Raw genomic sequence first — 17,654 nt, forward strand, 5'->3', positions numbered from 1 at the left:
CGCATTTTAAGGTGATTTCTTTTATAAATTTATCATTATAAGTAGGATTACCACCATGCATAGAGGTCAGATCCAGAAAGTTAACGTCATACCCCTCTTGCACTAGTCTATCGATATCAAAAATCTCTCTATGAGAGTTTCTAAGAATGGTAGTAAAACAAAAAACAAGTTTCATAAAGTATTTTTTCCTATAGAATAAACTTTTTCTTCAGGATAGTCTCAGCAATATACCAATCCAGCATATTATCAATATCATGAGATGAATAATGGTCCATCTCATATTTGACGATTTTCACAAAATCCTGCATGCGAGCATTCTTTAAACTTTCCTTATTTATTACATAAATTGCACCGTTTAACTCCCAAACTTTAGGGCAATCTTGTCTTCTAGTAAAATTTCCTTTTTTAGAAGGTATTAAATATCCATTCGAATTCTCTTCTTTTAATACATAATAAGGGTTTGATTCTGTTTCTTTAACCGAGACTACCATATCTAATGAATCTTTATATAATTTCAAAGCCTCTCGAATATGATCTCCGGTCCGGAAAGGGGAAGTAGGCTGCAACAAAACAATAGCATTAATTTTTTGCCCTCTCGCTTCTGCAAACTCTAAGGCATGTAAAAGAACATCTTGTGTATTAGCTATATCTGTTGCAAGGTATTCAGGTCGGATAAAAGGAACATCCAAACCCATACCCTCTACAATTTGAATAATTTGAGGGCTATCTGTACTTACAATAATTTGATTATCATCAAAAATCTCCCGCGCCGCATTAATGGTATATTCAATTAGTGGCTTACCTCCTAACGCCTTAATATTTTTACCAGGAACCCCTTTGGATCCTGCCCTTGCCGGTATAACAACTAAATTCATTCGATATGCTTAACAAATTCCTGGGCCTGTTTATAATCAATCGGCTTTCCAATATCAATCCAATATCCATGAATAGGACTATAAATTAACTTACCTCCTTCTTTAACCAACTCTTCCATTAAATCGGTTATATCATAGAATTGATTTTTAGGAATCTTTTCGATTAATTTTTTATTAATTAAATATATACCTGCATTTGATTGAAAAACATAAGATGGTTTTTCTTTGAAACTTGTAACTCTGTTTTGTTCCGTTTCAAAGACAGCATAAGGAATATCCACTTTATATTCGGAGGAGGCTACAGCCATATCAGCATCGCTATCTATCATTTCGAGATATAAATCTTCGAAATTCACATTTGTGAATAGATCACTGTTCATTAATAAAACCCTGTCTGTGTTAAATTTATCAACAAGAGATAATGCGCCAGCAGTTCCTAAAGGTTCGTCCTCCCAAATATAATCTATCTCAATTCCTTTCTTACTTCCGTCTCCAAAATAATCCTGGATTTGATCTCCCAGGTATTTTACTGATATGTAAATTTTTTTGATTCCAAATGAAATCAACCTATCAATATTATGCTCAATAATTGGTTTACTCCCTAATTTTAGCATGGGTTTTGGAACTGTATCAGTAAGAGGACTCAATCTCTTACCTCTTCCTCCAGCCATTATCATACACTCCAGAGGTAAAATAGATTTTGTTTTTTCTAAATCAATTATTTCAAGCAGGCGCTGTTCTTTATCTAAGATTGGAAGAATTTTTATATCCTTTCTTTTATATTCTTTTAAATTTAAGAATCTTTCCTGTTCTACTTCATATATAAATTGTTTATTGCAAATATTCCCCACCTTCTTATGTAGATCGGGATCCTTTATCAATGATCTCCTTATATCTCCATCAGTTAACGAGAGTATAACTGCTTTACCATGATCTAGAACAAAAAGGATTAAACGACTAACATCTCTAATGTTATTCAATTTATTTAAAGCGGAAAGTATAGTTTCCTTAAAATTGATTTGAATATTCTCCGTCATATTAATTTTATTTAGTCTTTATCAATAAATTTAATCATTTGGAACGCTTCGGCATATTCTACACCCACACTAGCGCCTCTAAAGACCGCTAAAGACTCTATATTTCGCATTGAGCGCGGAAACGGATGATCTCCTATTTCCGATTCATATATTTTCATTATTTCTAATTTTTTATTGAAAAATTTAGAAATATCTACATAGTAATTTGGTTGAAACACCTTTTCAGGTACGGCCGGAGCAAATTCTGTTTCCGAGATGCATTCATATAGAAGAACTCGTTTGATGAATGGATATCTAAATGATTTTGTACACGCCATTACTGCATCAAAGGTGAAACGATGATCAGAATGAGCGTCAGATCTATTTAAACAATAAATAATTTCTGGTTGAACCTCATTAAAAATATCGGAGATTTTCGGAATCATATGGATAAGATCCCTAGAAGAAAGGTTCATGGTTGGGTAATTAAGTAAAAAGGTTTTTTTAATTCCTATTCTTTTCTCAACCTTTTTAATTTCATTCTGTCTTTTTAAAACCCTTTCTTTAGAAAAACCGGAATCTTCACTGATGTTTGTTGTAATTAACCAATATAATTCATCTCCTTGACTTTGATGTTTAAGGAGAGTCCCCCCTACACCTAACACCTCGTCATCTGGATGAGCAGATATGACAATTATTTTTTTCATAAATATTCGTTTAATTCCGGTAATTTTTTGAAGTCATGGTCAACAATTCGTATGGCTCCATCTCCTGTCTTAACGGTAACTGAATCATTATTTACTGAGATTACCTTCCCGGGTTCGATATTATTACTATCAAATTTAACTTCTTCTACTCTCCAAATTTTAACCTCAGAATCATGATAATAAATATGAGCTCCCACATAAGGTTTCGTAAGGGCCCTAACAAGATTATAAATAGAATAAGAATTCATGCGGAAATCAATCAACCCATCATTTGGGTTTCTCTTTCGCCATATATTCCCTTTTGACAACTCTTGAGGAGTTTTAGAATATGTTTTATTCTGAAGTTGAGGTAAAAATTCTTCAATTTGAGCTAAAGCATTCTCCTGCACCTTCTTATATACAGAAGCCGCATCATCCTCATATTCTATCTCGAATACCTTTTGGGATAGAAGATCTCCTTCATCAGCTCCTTCATTCATAAAGAAAAAACTTGTAGCACTATTTTCTAAGCCTAAAGCTATCGCCCAGATTATTGGATGTCTACCCCTATTGTAAGGCAATTCTGTAGGATGAAATCCAACCACTCCATGGTTGGTCATACTCAATAAATCCTTTTTAATTAAACTAGACCACCCAAAACAGAAAATAATATCAGGTTTTAGCTCTTTAATCCAATCTAAAATATGCGGAGCATTTATATCCTTGACATATTTGTAATCAATTCCATTTTCTTTACATATGGGGGCAAGATTAACATGGTCTGAATTAAAACGGGATTTTGACTTAGTAGCTACACCCACAATTTCTGCATTTAGAGCAATCAATTTTTCTAAAGTTACCTGAGAAAAAGCTACGGTACCAATGAAGAATATCCTCATACTTATTAATTTGCTTTAATGTCATAGAATTTCTTTTTCAACAAACCTGAAAAAGGAATTTCTTTTAGAAGATGAACAATCTTTTCAGAAGCTCCCCCCTGACCATATGGATTTACTACAGTTTTTAATAACTCCTGAAATTCTTGGCTCAATGCTTTTTGAATTGCCTTTCTAATTTCCGACCGTTCTGGTGCAGCAGAAATAACGCTCTTGGCTTTAATCCTCCCTTTTTGACGATCCCCAATATCAATAGTTGCAACATGGAAACTAGGTGCCTCGGTGAGACCAGATGAAGAATTACCTAAGACAATATCTACATATTTCAATGCCGATAAATACCTTAATTGCCCCAGTGATTTAAATGCGCAGGCTTTATCTGAATTATTTGCAACGAAATCATCAATCATTTCTATGATAATTCTTCCATGGGTGTCAGAGTTCGGTTTAGTAAATATTAAATTGGTGTGTTCTAATTCAGAAACAGCGGCTAATAATTCTTCAAATTGTTCTTTCGAAGTATTGTTCTCTAATGTAACAGGATGAAATGTTATAAGTATATTTCGTTCGTTTAGTTTAAAATCAATTGACTTTTCGAAATTTTCTTTTTCCAATAAGTCCAATTTATAAATGTTATCTAAGCCGGGAGTTCCAACATTAAAAACTCTATCTGGGGATTCTCCCATTTGAATCACCCTATTCCTATATGTTTCTGTTGCGGTAAAATGTAAATGAGACATTTTGGTTACTGAATGTCTTATGGATTCATCAATTAGGCCCTCAGTAGCTTCCCCTCCATGTATATGTCCAATCGGGATTTTTGAAACCATTGCTGCAGATGCAGCAGCAAATATCTCGAACCGGTCGCCAAGCATTAAAACAATATCCGGGTTTAGTTCAGAAAAAGCTTCTGCAAAACTGATTTGTCCTAATCCGATTGCCTTGGAAATTCCGATCTCTGAATCTGATGAAAGAATTACCTCAATTTTCTTATCGATTTTGAACCCAGCTTTTTCAATTTCTTTATAAGTCATACCAAATTCGGGAGAAAGATGCATCCCTGTAACAATCAATTGAAGCTCAATAGCATCATCCTTTTGGAGATTTCTCAATATCCAATACATAAGACCATATTCAGCACGAGTTCCTGTTATTACACATATCTTCTTTTTCATATAAGATCGTCCTTTGAGTAATGTTTTTCTGAATTTTTACCTAATATCTCATCCCACTTCATCGGACTTATTCCAGTCCCTGGTCTTTTTATCGCCAAGTTCTTCTCTGTAAAAATTTCACCTTTTTTAATTTCAGTATTGGCTACTATACTTTTTCTTACTATACTTTTATTTTTCATTTCCGACTTTGAGGGTGATTTAATTCCATCACCAGAAATAGCGAGTTCAATATTTCGGATAGCTTTCACCATTTCTTCTAATTCTTTGGGTTCTAAAGAAGCTCTATGATCAGGTCCTGGTTCATTACGGTCTAATGTGAAATGCTTCTCAATTACACTTGCTCCTAAGGCTACAGCAGCTATAGGGACTTCGATACCTAAAGTATGATCAGAATATCCTATGTTCACACCTAATTGTTTCCCTATGCTATTCATTGCCCTAAGATTGACATCTTCCATTGGAGTAGGATATTCTGTATTACAATGTACTACAGTTATATTATCTTTTGACAATCCCTCTCCTATTAAAACTTCTAAGGCATCTTCCACCTCTTCCATATCAGCCATTCCCGTAGACATTACTATGGGTTTGCCAAAACTGGCAATCTTCTTTAAATAAGGTAAATTGGTTATCTCACCCGATGGAATTTTAAAAAGCTGGATACCTAAGCCATATAGAAATTCAAGGCTATCCAGATCAAAACCTGTAGATAAAAACTGGACATTTCTGGCTTCACAATATTTTATTAACTCTCGATGGTCTTCTTCAGATAGCTCTAATTTTTTAAGCATTTCATACTGAGAATCCTTATTACCTGTGTTCTGGTTTTGATAAGAAGCTCGTTCTGCAGATTTTGTAACAATTTTATCTGCTTTAAAAGTTTGAAATTTCACATAATCTACTCCCGCAAATACTGCTGCATCAATCAATTGTTTGGCTTTCTCTATATCGCCATTATGATTAACCCCCGCTTCGGCAATTATTAAAACTTTATCTCTCATTCTTTTAAATTTTACGTGCAGGATTTCCTACCCATTTTTCCCCGTCCGAAATATCACGTATAACGACAGATCCTGCACCTACTATTACATTCTTTCCAACTTCAATCCCTTGTTTAATTACAGAATTTGCTCCAATAAACGTAGACTCACCTACTTTCACATTCCCGGCCAAGGTAGCCCCAGGGGCCACATGAACAAAATTTCCGATGAGGCATTCATGTTCAATAACAGCCGAAGTGTTAAGGATACAGTGATTACCAATTTCCACTCCAGCATTTATTGAAACATTTCTGGAAATAAAATTACCTTTTCCTAATTCTAGAATTTCCGAAAAACTACTATCAGGATGAATGATATTTAAAAAATCTAGGTTTTTACTTGGTAAAGAATCAACTACCTTCTTCCTTATATGATTATCACCAATTCCAATAATTACACTTTCGATTTCATCCCATCCCTTAAAAGAAGTTCCATTTTCATCTCCCAGATATTGTAAATTAAAAGGATTAAAAGAAACCGGTTTTTTTTCAAGATAATATTTAAGACTTATACCCTGCTGAATCGCCGCATCCGCAACTACCAATCCATGCCCTGAATATCCTAATATAGCAATCTTGTTACTTAACACTACTGGTTATATTTACAATTCTATCTTCTAAAAATTCTGCATTCTTTTGATGATCCCTAAAACAATCTTTATACATTTCCAATTTATACATCAATCTCCATATGGGCCTGGTCATAACACCTTCCTGGTTAGTATATTTTAAAAACTCTTCTCTCTCCTTCTTGTTCTGTAATTCAACACACATTAGCCAGTAATTCGCCGTAGAATTTTCTGGTTCCTTCCTAAACTTGATGCCTAACTCATCAAAAAACGACTCATACTTAGTAGCAAGTTCTCTCTTCTCCTCAATAAATCCTGTAAGAGCTTCCAGTTGACCACACGCCAGGGCCGCATTTAAGTTAGGCATCCTGAAGTTATAGCCCAGCTCATCGTGAATATATTCATAAGGATGTGAAATTTTTGCTGTAGTGGTAAGATACTTAGCTTTTTTCCCTATAAATTCATCATTGGTAACAATGGCTCCACCTCCACCGCTTGTCACAATCTTATTACCATTGAAGGAGAAAACTCCTAACTGACCAAATACACCTGTATGTTTCCCTTTATAGTAGCTTCCTAAAGATTCTGCCGCATCCTCCACTACCGGGATATTCCATTCTTCACATATATGAATAATTTTATCAATCTTTACTGGAAATCCAAATGTATGCATTGGCAAACAGGCCGAAATTTTCTTCCCTGAAATTTTATTAAAACATTTATCATTCCTTACTTCACAATGCTCCTCCAGGAAACTTTTAAGAGCAGTATGTGATAAACCCATGGTTTCATAATCTACATCCAGAAAAACCGGTTCTGCTCCATTGTATTTGACGGCATTAGCTGTTGCTACAAAGGTTAAGGCCTGAGTAATAACTTCATCACCTGACTCGACACCGGCAAGCCGCAAAGCGACTTGTATCCCAGCAGTTCCATTTACGACTGCTACCGCTTTTTTTGCTGTGGTTATTGAAGCCATCATATCTTCAAACTTATCTACATAAGCACCCACGGATGACACAAAGGTTGAGTCTATAGTATCAACAACATATTTTCTTTCATTGCCCCTAAATTTGGGTTCATGAAGAGGAATAAAGTCACTCCTCTCATAATAATCCCTGATAAATGAAATAGTCTCTTTAGCTTCTTTCATTACATTTTTGAATCTAAGTATTTACCAGTTTCTTTATGCCCAAAATCAGGAATCATTTCAAAAAATAAATCAACCAAATCATTCTTCCTCCAAACCTGATTCTCCCTGAGATTTGCGATTGACTTTTCAAAAAAGTCTAATTTTTTCTGATCCCGATACTCATTTTTAATAATACCCAGATTCTTAAAACGCTCCAGATCCAGAACCTCCTTATCTGTAAAAAATTCTTCAAAATCCTTTTCCCCTGTTGTATCGCTTTTAGTAAAAAGACATGGCCATTTACCTTCATCAGGCAGGGTTTTTGTCAATTTCCTGGCCTCATCTTCAGTTTCACATTCAACAGGTTGATAACCTCTAGCCTTTAAATATTTTTGAGCGATATCGGCAAAGGAAATAAGATGTAATTCTTCGCTTAATTTGGGGAAGAAAATATCAAGATTATCTCCGAAAATACAAGACATTAGACATAATTCTCCACTTTCCTGAGGGGTAACAAAATAACGCTTCACATCATTGGGAGCCACAATGGGCTGGCGTTTAAGAATTCTTTGATTAAATCCGTGAAGTAAGGAACCATCAGAAAAAGCTACATTAGCGAACCGGGCAGTAGAAATATCAATTTCTTTACTTCTGCGCATAAGAAACATTTCCATTATCCTTTTAGACGCCCCCATCATATTAACGGGATTTGCAGCCTTATCTGTGGACACACAAAAATACTTCTTTGCTCCTCTTTGAATACTTTGAGATATAGTTTTATCTGTATTAAAAATATTTACATCTATCATTCGCATAAGGGTAAAGGGGTCTTTCTCACTCCTTACATGCTTTAAAGCTGATAAATTTAAAACATAATCATATTTACCATCATATTTGATAAATGCATCATATTCCAGGGAGCCTATATCCAGGGCGAAGGTTTTAAAATCACCATCAATATAACCCAAAGAACTTCTTAAATCCCTTACTAACTCCACTAGATTGTTCTCACTTATATCAACTACGTGCAGTTTCTTAGGATTTCTTTTAAAAATCTCTTTGGTTACAGCTTGCCCAATAGAGCCCGCACCTCCGAGTACTAAAAAAGTTGATTTTGCAATTATTCGGGATAAGGTCTCCTCATTTCCTGAAACATCATCCACAAACAGTGGTTCTTCCCTTCCTATAATATTTAAAATATCCATCTATCTGTAATTAACTTCAAATTATAACTCTTGTAACTCAACCAGTTTACTGAAGTATTCCGATTTATCGATTAAATCTTCATATTTACCAATTTCGGTGATTTGCCCCTTTTTCATAATGACAATCCTATCGGCATTTTTGATGGTCGAAATTCTATGAGCAACAATGATCACTGTATATTGCCCCTTTAAGCTATCTATATTTCGCTGAATGATACTCTCTGTTTCAGAATCTAATGCAGAGGTGGCCTCATCTAAAATTAAAACATCTATATCCTTGAATAACTCCCTAGCAATAGAAATTCTCTGTTTTTGCCCCCCACTTAGATTTGCTCCATTATTTTCTAAAACAGTATTTTCCTTTTCTGGTAATGTATTAACAAAATCAAATAATGCTGCTTTCTTTACTACCTCCCAGAAGAGTTCCAAGTTTTTGGAAGTCCTGTCTTGCCATAGAGTTATATTATTAAAAATGGTTTCGTTAAATATTACGGGATCCTGAGTAATATAACCAATTCTTTTCTGATAAGTCTGGTTTTGAAGGTTAGCGTAATTTATACCATTAATGAAATAATTACCTCCATTAATAGGGAGTAATCCAGCAATAACATTTATTAAGGTAGTTTTACCACTACCGCTTTCCCCCACAAAGGCTATAGACTCTTTATTTTCTATGCTTAAACTTAAGCTATCGAGAATTTTAGTGTTGCCATATTTAAATTCTATATCCTTTAAATTTAAGTCGTTCAAATTATCTTTTATAACATCACTCCCCGTAGTTTCCCTATGTTGTTTTAATTCCTGCATAAATTCCTGCATGTTCTCCAGAGAACCCGATACAGATAAGAACTTATTCCACCTAACCTGCATTTGCATCAAATAATTTAAAGCGCGATAAAAGAATAAAAGACTTATCAGAATTGGTCCAAACTCTGCATCAAAAAAAGACAGTTGTATCCAAATAACCAAAACAACAACTATTATTAAAATTGGCTCCCTGCCAGAGGTTAATAATGCGTCGAGCTTTCCAATTTTAATATTATTATTTTTTATTTCAAGTACAGATTCAATTAGCTTTTTACCATAAGAATTTGAAAAACCAGTAGCTTTTAAATATTTGTAATTGGTCACATTCTGAATCACCAAACTCTGAAAATTATTGTTTTCTCCTGTCAAATCCTTCGAGAGACTTTTTGTGCTTTTATACAAACGTTTATATAAGAAGTTGGTAACCCCCCCCCCAATGGTTACCAATATTGCAAATTGCGCATTCATAGTAAATGCAAAAACCATATAGACAACTACAAGAATGCTATATTCAAAAGCCTTAAAATAATTAAAGTATGCTCCTGCTACCCGATCGACTTCCCCTGTCATCGTATTCTGGATTCTACCTACATCGGACTGGACAAAATATTTATAAGCTAATCGGTTTAAGCCTTTTATATTATTTATACGAATTTTTTCAATAAACCATTGTTGAACATTTATACGGTAAACACTGGAAAAATATTGAATAATACCTTTTGCTAAAAAAAAGAAAACCATAAAGGTCAGAACGGTGACAAGATTTAGCTCTAGTCCTATACCTTCAATTAAATTAACTAAAACTTCAAGTTGTTCCGGATTCTCTTCTCCCCCAGAACTTTCAGAATTATTGACAACTTTCAGCAATGGTAAAAACATAGATAAACCGAACCCGTCTAAGACTCCAATTAAAATACTGAAGGCCACTACAACAAAGATTCTATATCTTAAATGTGAATAGAAATAAGAGAAAGATTCAAAATATTTATTTAGGATTTTTTTTAGCACTTAATACGAATTTTTACATGATTAGCTACCAATTGCATAAAACTCAAATCCAAGCTCTTCTTTGGTCCTTCTTTCAAGCAACCTGCGACCGTCAAAAAGAAAGGCCGGTTTTAGCATATCATCATATATTCTCTTCCAGTCCAGGGTTTTAAATTCATCCCATTCTGTTAAAACAGCAACTGCATGTGCTTCTTTGCCAGCCTCATAAGGATCCTTTACTACGCGCACCCTCTGCCGGTTTTCTTCCTCGGTTCTTGAATTCAAATAATCAAGATCTGCATATATCTGCTCTTCCTTTACTTTTGGATCGTAGATCACAATTTCTGCCTGCTCGTTAAGGAGATAGTCCGCCACATAAATAGCCGCTGATTCTCTGGTATCATTAGTATCTTTTTTAAAAGCCCATCCTAAAAAAGCTATCTTTTTACCTGAAACTGTATTGAATAAAGTTTTAACAATATTTGCCGCAAATCTTTTCTTTTGGTGGTCATTCATAATGATGACCTGCTCCCAGTAATCCGCAACTTCATATAAACCAAAAGATTTTGCTATATAAACAAGGTTTAAAATATCCTTTTGAAAGCAGGATCCACCAAAGCCAACAGAGGATTTAAGGAATTTAGAGCCAATCCTGGAATCCATTCCTACAGCCCTGGCTACTTCGTTAACATCAGCACCTGTTTTTTCGCAAAGCTCAGACATTGCATTAATACTCGATACCCGTTGAGCAAGAAACGCGTTGGCCGTTAGTTTTGAAAGTTCAGATGACCATACATTTGTAGTAAGGATTCTCTCATTTGGAACCCAGTGAGCATAAACATCCACCAGGGCCATAACTGCTTCTTTCCCTTTTGTGGTGTCAATATCACCTCCTATCAAAACTCTGTCAGGATCTATAAGATCCTCCACAGCAGTACCTTCCGCCAGAAATTCTGGATTCGAAAGAATCTGATAATTTACTCCATTCCCTGTATTATCAAGAATATTTTTAAGAGCCTCAGCAGTTCTTACAGGCAAAGTAGATTTCTCCACTACTATTTTATCTGTTTTGGAAACACGAGCAATCTGTCTTGCACAAAGCTCAATATACTTTAAATCTGCTGCCATTCCTTTTCCTATCCCATAGGTTTTGGTAGGAGTATTGACAGAAATAAATATCATTTCTGCTTCCTCTATAGCTGAATCAATATCGGTTGAAAAGAATAAATTCCTACCTCTCGCCTCGGCTACCACATCAGATAACCCGGGTTCATAGATCGGGATATTTTCCACATCATTATCATTCCAGGCTGCTATCCTTTTTTCATTGATATCTACAACCGTAACCTTTATTTCAGGACATTTCTGTGCAATCACTGCCATTGTTGGACCTCCAACATATCCGGCACCGATACAACAAATATTCTTTATTTCCATTAGTAAGTATTAAGTGCGATATCTAGGTTATAATTTTCTATCACATTTGTCACCTAAAACGCCTTTAACATCGTAGATGACGGTTTGTCCATTTTTTAAATCATCAAAATCCATGGACAAAAATTCTTTATGTGCCACTGCCAGAACCACAGCATCAAATTTCTTATCAGGAAGCTCCCTTACGGTATTAAGACCATATTCATGTTTTACCTCCTCGGGACAAGCCAAAGGATCAAAAACAGTAACATTTGTCCCATATTCCTTGAGGTTCTTAATGACATCCACTACCTTGGTATTTCTTACATCAGGACAGTTTTCCTTAAAGGTAATACCTAAAACTAAAATTTCAGCTCCTTTTACCTTCTGATCATTTTGAAGCATCAACTTCACTACTTCACTTGCAACATATTGACCCATACTGTCATTCATACGTCTTCCGGCCAATATGATTTCAGGATGATATCCTACTTCCTGCGCTTTTTGAGCCAGGTAATAAGGATCTACGCCAATGCAATGACCTCCAACCAGTCCCGGCTTAAAAGGGAGAAAATTCCATTTTGTTCCGGCGGCTTCCAAAACATCCTGAGTATCTATACCCATCATATTGAAAATCTTGGCAAGTTCATTAACAAATGCAATATTTATATCTCGTTGTGAATTCTCAATAACCTTTGCAGCCTCCGCCACTTTTATAGTGGGTGCCAAATGGGTACCGGCCGTTATTACCGAAGCATAAAGCGCATTTACTTTTTCCCCTATTTCTGGAGTAGAACCGGCAGTAACTTTGAGAATTTTCTCCACAGTATGCTCTTTGTCTCCTGGATTAATTCGCTCGGGTGAATAACCCACAAAAAAATCTTCATTAAACTTTAATCCACTCACTCTTTCCAATACGGGCACACATTCCTCCTCTGTCACCCCCGGATAAACTGTTGATTCATAAACCACAACATCTCCATACTTCAATACTTTACCAACAGACTCACTACTTTTATAGAGTGGAGTGAGATCTGGTCGATTATTTTTATCTACAGGTGTAGGAACAGTTATAATATAATAATTACAATCCTCTATGTCCTGTAAATCTGTAGTACAATAAAGACCTATACCCTCCGAGCTATCTTTTTTAAGAACCGACTGCAGCAACTCGTCTTCTACTTCCAGAGTCGAATCTGTACCACTTCTTAGTTCATTAACTCTTTCTTTATTGATATCAAAGCCAATTACATCATATTTTGTGGCAAAAAGTCTTGCTAGTGGCAAACCTACGTAACCGAGCCCTATGACAGCAATTTTTTTATTAGTTCGCATTGAATTCTATCTAATTTTTTAAGTTATTCCAATACCAGGTAACGGCCTCTTTAAGGCCATCTTTGATAGTATGTGAAGGATTATATGAAAGAAGTTTTTTTGCCTTTTCCACCGAAGCCAGAGAATGAGGAATATCTCCCGGCCTATTAGGACCGTGTTTAACTTCTACTTCCGCTATTTTAGGATCAAATTCGGAAAGATATTGTTTTAAAAGCTGTGTAAGTTCAACAAGATTTGTCCTATCTCCCACAGCAGTATTGTAAACCTCATTAACAGCTTCCTCATTATCTGAAGTCAAAGCCAAAAGATTCATCTGAAGCACATTATCAATATAGGTGAAATCACGTGAATAAGTACCATCTCCATTTATGACGGGGCTTTCAAGCTTCATAAATTGCATTACAAATTTTGGAATTACGGCAGCATACGCCCCATTGGGATCCTGTTTTCTGCCAAATACATTAAAATACCTTAACCCAATGGTATCCAAACCATAAGATTTATGAAAAATATCGGCATACAATTCATTCACATATTTGGTAATGGCATAAGGAGACAATGGTTTCCCTATTTCATCCTCAACTTTAGGTAATTTCTCAGAGTCACCATAAGTTGAAGAACTCGCAGCATATACGAATCGTTTCACACCTGCATCTTTTGCGGCTACCAGCATATTCAGAAATCCGGAAACATTCACATCATTACTGGTTATTGGATCCTTTAAAGATCGTGGGACGGACCCTAAAGCTGCCTGATGCAGTACATAATCCTGACCTTCACAAACCTGATGACAGGTATTGATATTTCTAATATCTCCTTCTGTAAAGTGAAATTTTGGATTATTTAAAAGAGGCTCAATATTTTTTCTGTGACCGGTAGCAAAATTATCAAGGCAAGTTACTTCTGCTCCTAATGCCAATAGGGATTCACATAAGTTAGATCCAATAAATCCCGCCCCTCCAGTCACTAAAATTTTCGATGAAGAAATAATTTCCTTCTGAGGTTCAGTTATCAAGATATTTTATTTTAACATTTTTCTTTGGGCAAATATAAAATATCTCAATTAAGAATTGTTTGCCACAATCTTAAAGAATTGCCAAAACTAACAAGAGACCTTACTACCTTTTACAGCTTCAAAAGATACCCTCCATAGTCACTTTTCTTTAATCTCTCTGCATGTTCTTTTAACATTTCTTTTGAAATATATCCTTTTCGATATGCAATTTCCTCCAGACAGGCTACTTTTAATCCCTGTCTTTTTTCGATGGTCTGAATAAAATTTGAAGCTTCGAGCATGGAATCATGGGTACCGGTATCCAACCATGCATATCCCCTTCCCATCAACTCCACATTAAGCTTACCTATTTCCAGATAATGCTGGTTAACATCTGATATTTCCAGCTCTCCACGCTCACTTGGTTCTATCTTCTTTGCCGTTGCAACAACTGAATTAGGATAAAAATAAAGTCCTGTCACTGCAAAATGACTTTTGGGTTGTTGGGGTTTTTCAACAATACTTAAAGCTTTTCCCTGTTCATCAAATTCAACAACTCCATACCGTTCCGGGTCATTTACATAATACCCAAACACGGTAGCTTTATCAAACTCTTTACAATTAGTCACAGCATTATCAAGCAACGCCCCGAATCCCTGACCATAGAAAATATTGTCTCCAAGAATCAAACAAACATCATCCTTCCCTATAAATTCCTCACCAATAATAAATGCCTCGGCAAGACCCCGTGGTTCCTGCTGAACAGCATATTTAAAATTCATTCCTAACTCGCTGCCATCACCCAACAGTTTTTCGAAGTTAGGTAAATCATTGGGCGTAGAAATTATTAAAACTTCTTTTATCCCGGCCAGCATAAGCACAGACAATGGATAATATATCATGGGTTTGTCATAAATAGCCAAAAGTTGCTTCGACACTCCCTTGGTTATTGGGTATAATCGAGATCCTGTTCCTCCAGCAAGGATAATTCCTTTCATATTAAATCAATTTAAATACAGCTATTAATTATTCTGCAAATTTCTTTCACCTCTTTTTCCTGCAAATCAAAAGCTAAAGGTAAGCACATTATTCGGTCTGCCGTTATCTCCGAAATTTCCATCTTTACTGCAGTTACATAAGGTAATTTGTTAAGAGATGGATAAAAATATCTTCGCGGGAAAACCCGATTTTCATTCAGTTTTTTTTGGATCTTTAGTAGCAACTGGGCACTTTCAAAGATTACAGGATAATAAGAATAATTCCATTCAGTAAATTTTCTAATAGATGGTTTTCTGTATCCATTAAATTTTAAGTAGAAGTCATACCACTCTGCCACCTTCTTGTGATTAGCTATGATCGAATCTACATATTGTAAAACAGCCAATCCCATTCCAGCCTGCAATTCGCTCATTTTTGCATTAATTCCAAGGCCATAATAGGCCAATTCTCCGGCATGACCAAAGTTATGCCTGTAAAATAATTGTTGATAAAGTTTCTCGTCTTTTGTTATCATAGCCCCTCCCTCCCCTGTATGGAAGAGTTTCGTTGCGTGAAAACTACAGGTACTCAAATCACCGTAATTAAAGATGGATTGCTTTTTATATTTAATCCCAAAGCAATGGGCTGCATCATAAACAACCTTTAAAGAATGTTTTCTTGCTATCTTTTCTATAATTTCAACATTACAAGGGTTTCCGAAAACGTGAGTAGCCAATATGAGAGTTGTTCTGGGAGTAATAGCCTCCTCAATTTTCTTTTCATCGATAGTTAAAAAGTCAGGATGAATATCAACAAAAACAGGCGTACATTTTTCCCAGACTATGCTTGAAGTGGTGGCTACATAACTAAATGGAGTGGTGATTATTTCTCCTTCATCACCTAACAGGTTAAGCGCTATTTGTAAAGGCAATGTCCCATTTGCAGTAAGAATTATATTATCAACTTCTAATCTTTCTTTCAATTTCTTTCTCAGTTCCAAATGCAACTTCCCTCCATTTGCAATCTGGTTAGAATGCCATATTTCTTCCAAAATCCGGTCGTATTCCTCTTTGGGAGGAAGAAATGTCTTGGTCACATTAATCATCTATCCTTTATTATGTTAATGAGTTCATTATAAGATTTCAGTTTTAAAAGCTTTGCTGACAAGAGATAAAAAAGCACCCCTGACACCCCTCCAATAACAATCCTATATAGATCTATCAAGTTTCCTAAAATAAATCTATCCTCCAATAAAATTACCAATCCACTAATAGCCGCTAATAAGATAATGGGGATCACGTCCCTAAGTTGTTGTAAAGCCGTGTAGTCTATATATTTTCCAGTATAGTGAGCATTGATAAAAAATGCCATTAACGAAACAAATACCTGGCCATAAAGTAAAGCCATAATACCAAAAGGCAAGGTTACAAGCAGAGTAATGAGGATTAGTATTTTCTTTACTATCTCAAGTTTTAAGAACAAATCACTTCTACCCTTAACATTTAGAACATCAAGATTATAAGAATGTAATGGGAACATTATCCCGGTAACGCAAAGTACCTGAAAATAAGGCACAGCTGGCAACCACTTCTCGGTAAAGAGAAAACGGAAAATGGGCTCAGCCAGAAAAGCCAAAAAAATTAAGACAGGTGCAATAATAAAAATTACCATTTTCATCAACTTACTATAAACCACTCTCAAACGTTTGTCATCTCTCTGGATTTTCACGAACAACGGAAATGTAACCTTACCAAGGGCTTTGGATATATTTTTCACAGGGAGTTGATTCATTGTTTCAGCACGTGTATAGAACCCGACCTGTGCAGCTGAAAAACTTTTACCAATTGCTATTAAAAATATGTTATTAAAGATCCTGTTAAGCAAGTCTGATAATATTAATTTATATCCAAAATTAAGATGCTTGCCTAATTTTTTAGGATCAAACTTAAAAATTGGAAACCATTTTGAGTAAATCCATATTTGGGCGGTGTTTGCAAGAGATAAGAACAAATTACTCCAAACCAGACTCCAAACTCCATAACCATTCATCGCCATCCAGACTCCAATTATCCCACCAATTATAGCAGAGGGAATAGCTATAATAGTCTGGGTTTTAAAGTTCATCACCTTGGTTAAACGGGCGAATTGGACTGAAGATAACGCATTAATGATAAGAGAAATACTATAAATCCTCAGAATTGAGGTCAACAACGGTTCTTTATAAAACGACGACACCAAGGGCGCCAGTAAATATATTATTCCATAAATAACGACACTGGCACTTACCTGAAAAAAAAAAATTGTAGCATAATCGGTTTGATTACAGTCTGTATCCCTTATTAAAGAATTAGTTGTGCCACCTTCCAGAAGAGCACCCCCAACAGACACTACCACTGCAATCATCCCTATCAACCCAAACTCTTCAGGGAGCAGGATTCTGGCCAAAACCAGGGAAACCACAAATCCAATGACCTGATTCCCAAATTGCTGGGTAAACGTCCAAACGAGACTTGTAGCAGCTTTCTTCTTTAAAGACATTGAGTAATT

16 protein-coding genes are annotated in these 17,654 nt (G+C 35.5%); all 16 read right to left on the reverse strand.

Translation table 11 applies throughout. From position 1 onward, the window contains the following. Positions 1-188 precede the first annotated feature (188 nt). Positions 189-875, reverse strand: a complete 687-nt coding sequence (locus EZJ28_RS13305) for a cytidylyltransferase domain-containing protein (RefSeq protein ID WP_131398693.1) — start codon at positions 873-875, stop codon at positions 189-191. Next, a complete protein-coding gene (locus EZJ28_RS13310) occupies positions 872-1,912 on the reverse strand; it encodes a nucleotidyltransferase family protein (RefSeq protein WP_131398695.1) in 1,041 nt (346 codons plus the stop codon). Before EZJ28_RS13310 ends, EZJ28_RS13305 begins: the two co-directional genes overlap by 4 nt. Positions 1,913-1,923: 11 nt before the next feature. Further along, positions 1,924-2,598: a PIG-L deacetylase family protein gene (locus EZJ28_RS13315; protein WP_131398697.1), complete on the reverse strand. Its 675-nt coding sequence runs from the start codon at positions 2,596-2,598 to the stop codon at positions 1,924-1,926. Beyond that, positions 2,595-3,476 (reverse strand): formyltransferase family protein, encoded by an 882-nt coding sequence (locus EZJ28_RS13320; protein WP_131398699.1) that lies wholly within the window; start codon positions 3,474-3,476, stop codon positions 2,595-2,597. Before EZJ28_RS13320 ends, EZJ28_RS13315 begins: the two co-directional genes overlap by 4 nt. Positions 3,477-3,481: 5 nt before the next feature. Beyond that, positions 3,482-4,648 carry a UDP-N-acetylglucosamine 2-epimerase gene (gene neuC, locus EZJ28_RS13325; protein WP_131398701.1) on the reverse strand — a complete coding sequence of 389 codons (1,167 nt, stop codon included), beginning with the start codon at positions 4,646-4,648 and terminating at the stop codon, positions 3,482-3,484. After that, entirely contained in the window at positions 4,645-5,649 is a 1,005-nt protein-coding gene (neuB, locus tag EZJ28_RS13330) for an N-acetylneuraminate synthase (RefSeq protein ID WP_131398703.1), read from the reverse strand. Before neuB ends, neuC begins: the two co-directional genes overlap by 4 nt. Positions 5,650-5,653: 4 nt before the next feature. Next, positions 5,654-6,277, reverse strand: coding sequence for an acetyltransferase (locus tag EZJ28_RS13335; RefSeq protein WP_131398705.1), 624 nt, complete (start codon positions 6,275-6,277; stop codon positions 5,654-5,656). Next, complete coding sequence (locus EZJ28_RS13340; protein ID WP_131398707.1) at positions 6,267-7,409, reverse strand: LegC family aminotransferase; 1,143 nt, start codon at positions 7,407-7,409, stop codon at positions 6,267-6,269. Before EZJ28_RS13340 ends, EZJ28_RS13335 begins: the two co-directional genes overlap by 11 nt. Then, positions 7,409-8,593, reverse strand: a complete 1,185-nt coding sequence (locus EZJ28_RS13345) for a UDP-N-acetylglucosamine 4,6-dehydratase (protein WP_131398709.1) — start codon at positions 8,591-8,593, stop codon at positions 7,409-7,411. Before EZJ28_RS13345 ends, EZJ28_RS13340 begins: the two co-directional genes overlap by 1 nt. A 21-nt stretch (positions 8,594-8,614) precedes the next feature. Beyond that, the gene (locus EZJ28_RS13350) at positions 8,615-10,408 is read right to left on the reverse strand and encodes an ABC transporter ATP-binding protein (protein WP_131398711.1); all 1,794 of its coding nucleotides are present in this window, start codon (positions 10,406-10,408) and stop codon (positions 8,615-8,617) included. Between the two features lie 21 nt (positions 10,409-10,429). Beyond that, positions 10,430-11,824 carry a UDP-glucose 6-dehydrogenase gene (locus EZJ28_RS13355; protein WP_131398714.1) on the reverse strand — a complete coding sequence of 465 codons (1,395 nt, stop codon included), beginning with the start codon at positions 11,822-11,824 and terminating at the stop codon, positions 10,430-10,432. 27 nt (positions 11,825-11,851) lie between these two features. Beyond that, a complete protein-coding gene (locus tag EZJ28_RS13360) occupies positions 11,852-13,135 on the reverse strand; it encodes a nucleotide sugar dehydrogenase (protein ID WP_131398716.1) in 1,284 nt (427 codons plus the stop codon). Between the two features lie 10 nt (positions 13,136-13,145). Next, positions 13,146-14,150: an SDR family oxidoreductase gene (locus EZJ28_RS13365; protein WP_207388468.1), complete on the reverse strand. Its 1,005-nt coding sequence runs from the start codon at positions 14,148-14,150 to the stop codon at positions 13,146-13,148. Positions 14,151-14,260: 110 nt separating this feature from the next. Next, positions 14,261-15,127: a glucose-1-phosphate thymidylyltransferase RfbA gene (gene rfbA, locus EZJ28_RS13370; RefSeq protein ID WP_131398718.1), complete on the reverse strand. Its 867-nt coding sequence runs from the start codon at positions 15,125-15,127 to the stop codon at positions 14,261-14,263. 11 nt (positions 15,128-15,138) lie between these two features. After that, positions 15,139-16,212 (reverse strand): DegT/DnrJ/EryC1/StrS aminotransferase family protein, encoded by a 1,074-nt coding sequence (locus EZJ28_RS13375; protein WP_131398720.1) that lies wholly within the window; start codon positions 16,210-16,212, stop codon positions 15,139-15,141. Then, positions 16,209-17,645: a lipopolysaccharide biosynthesis protein gene (locus EZJ28_RS13380; protein ID WP_131398722.1), complete on the reverse strand. Its 1,437-nt coding sequence runs from the start codon at positions 17,643-17,645 to the stop codon at positions 16,209-16,211. Before EZJ28_RS13380 ends, EZJ28_RS13375 begins: the two co-directional genes overlap by 4 nt. Positions 17,646-17,654: the final 9 nt, after the last annotated feature.

This window comes from Gramella sp. KN1008, assembly GCF_004332155.1.
Classification (GTDB): domain Bacteria; phylum Bacteroidota; class Bacteroidia; order Flavobacteriales; family Flavobacteriaceae; genus Christiangramia.

Coding starts and splice junctions, on each gene's coding strand:
- EZJ28_RS13315 (WP_131398697.1), bottom strand. CDS start 2,598: ATGAAAAAAATAATTGTCATATCTGCTCATCCAGATGACGAGGTGTTA.
- EZJ28_RS13355 (WP_131398714.1), bottom strand. CDS start 11,824: ATGGAAATAAAGAATATTTGTTGTATCGGTGCCGGATATGTTGGAGGT.
- rfbA (WP_131398718.1), bottom strand. CDS start 15,127: ATGAAAGGAATTATCCTTGCTGGAGGAACAGGATCTCGATTATACCCA.
- EZJ28_RS13320 (WP_131398699.1), bottom strand. CDS start 3,476: ATGAGGATATTCTTCATTGGTACCGTAGCTTTTTCTCAGGTAACTTTA.
- EZJ28_RS13340 (WP_131398707.1), bottom strand. CDS start 7,409: ATGAAAGAAGCTAAAGAGACTATTTCATTTATCAGGGATTATTATGAG.
- EZJ28_RS13360 (WP_131398716.1), bottom strand. CDS start 13,135: ATGCGAACTAATAAAAAAATTGCTGTCATAGGGCTCGGTTACGTAGGT.
- EZJ28_RS13345 (WP_131398709.1), bottom strand. CDS start 8,593: ATGGATATTTTAAATATTATAGGAAGGGAAGAACCACTGTTTGTGGAT.
- neuC (WP_131398701.1), bottom strand. CDS start 4,648: ATGAAAAAGAAGATATGTGTAATAACAGGAACTCGTGCTGAATATGGT.
- EZJ28_RS13380 (WP_131398722.1), bottom strand. CDS start 17,645: ATGTCTTTAAAGAAGAAAGCTGCTACAAGTCTCGTTTGGACGTTTACC.
- neuB (WP_131398703.1), bottom strand. CDS start 5,649: ATGAGAGATAAAGTTTTAATAATTGCCGAAGCGGGGGTTAATCATAAT.
- EZJ28_RS13305 (WP_131398693.1), bottom strand. CDS start 875: ATGAATTTAGTTGTTATACCGGCAAGGGCAGGATCCAAAGGGGTTCCT.
- EZJ28_RS13375 (WP_131398720.1), bottom strand. CDS start 16,212: ATGATTAATGTGACCAAGACATTTCTTCCTCCCAAAGAGGAATACGAC.
- EZJ28_RS13310 (WP_131398695.1), bottom strand. CDS start 1,912: ATGACGGAGAATATTCAAATCAATTTTAAGGAAACTATACTTTCCGCT.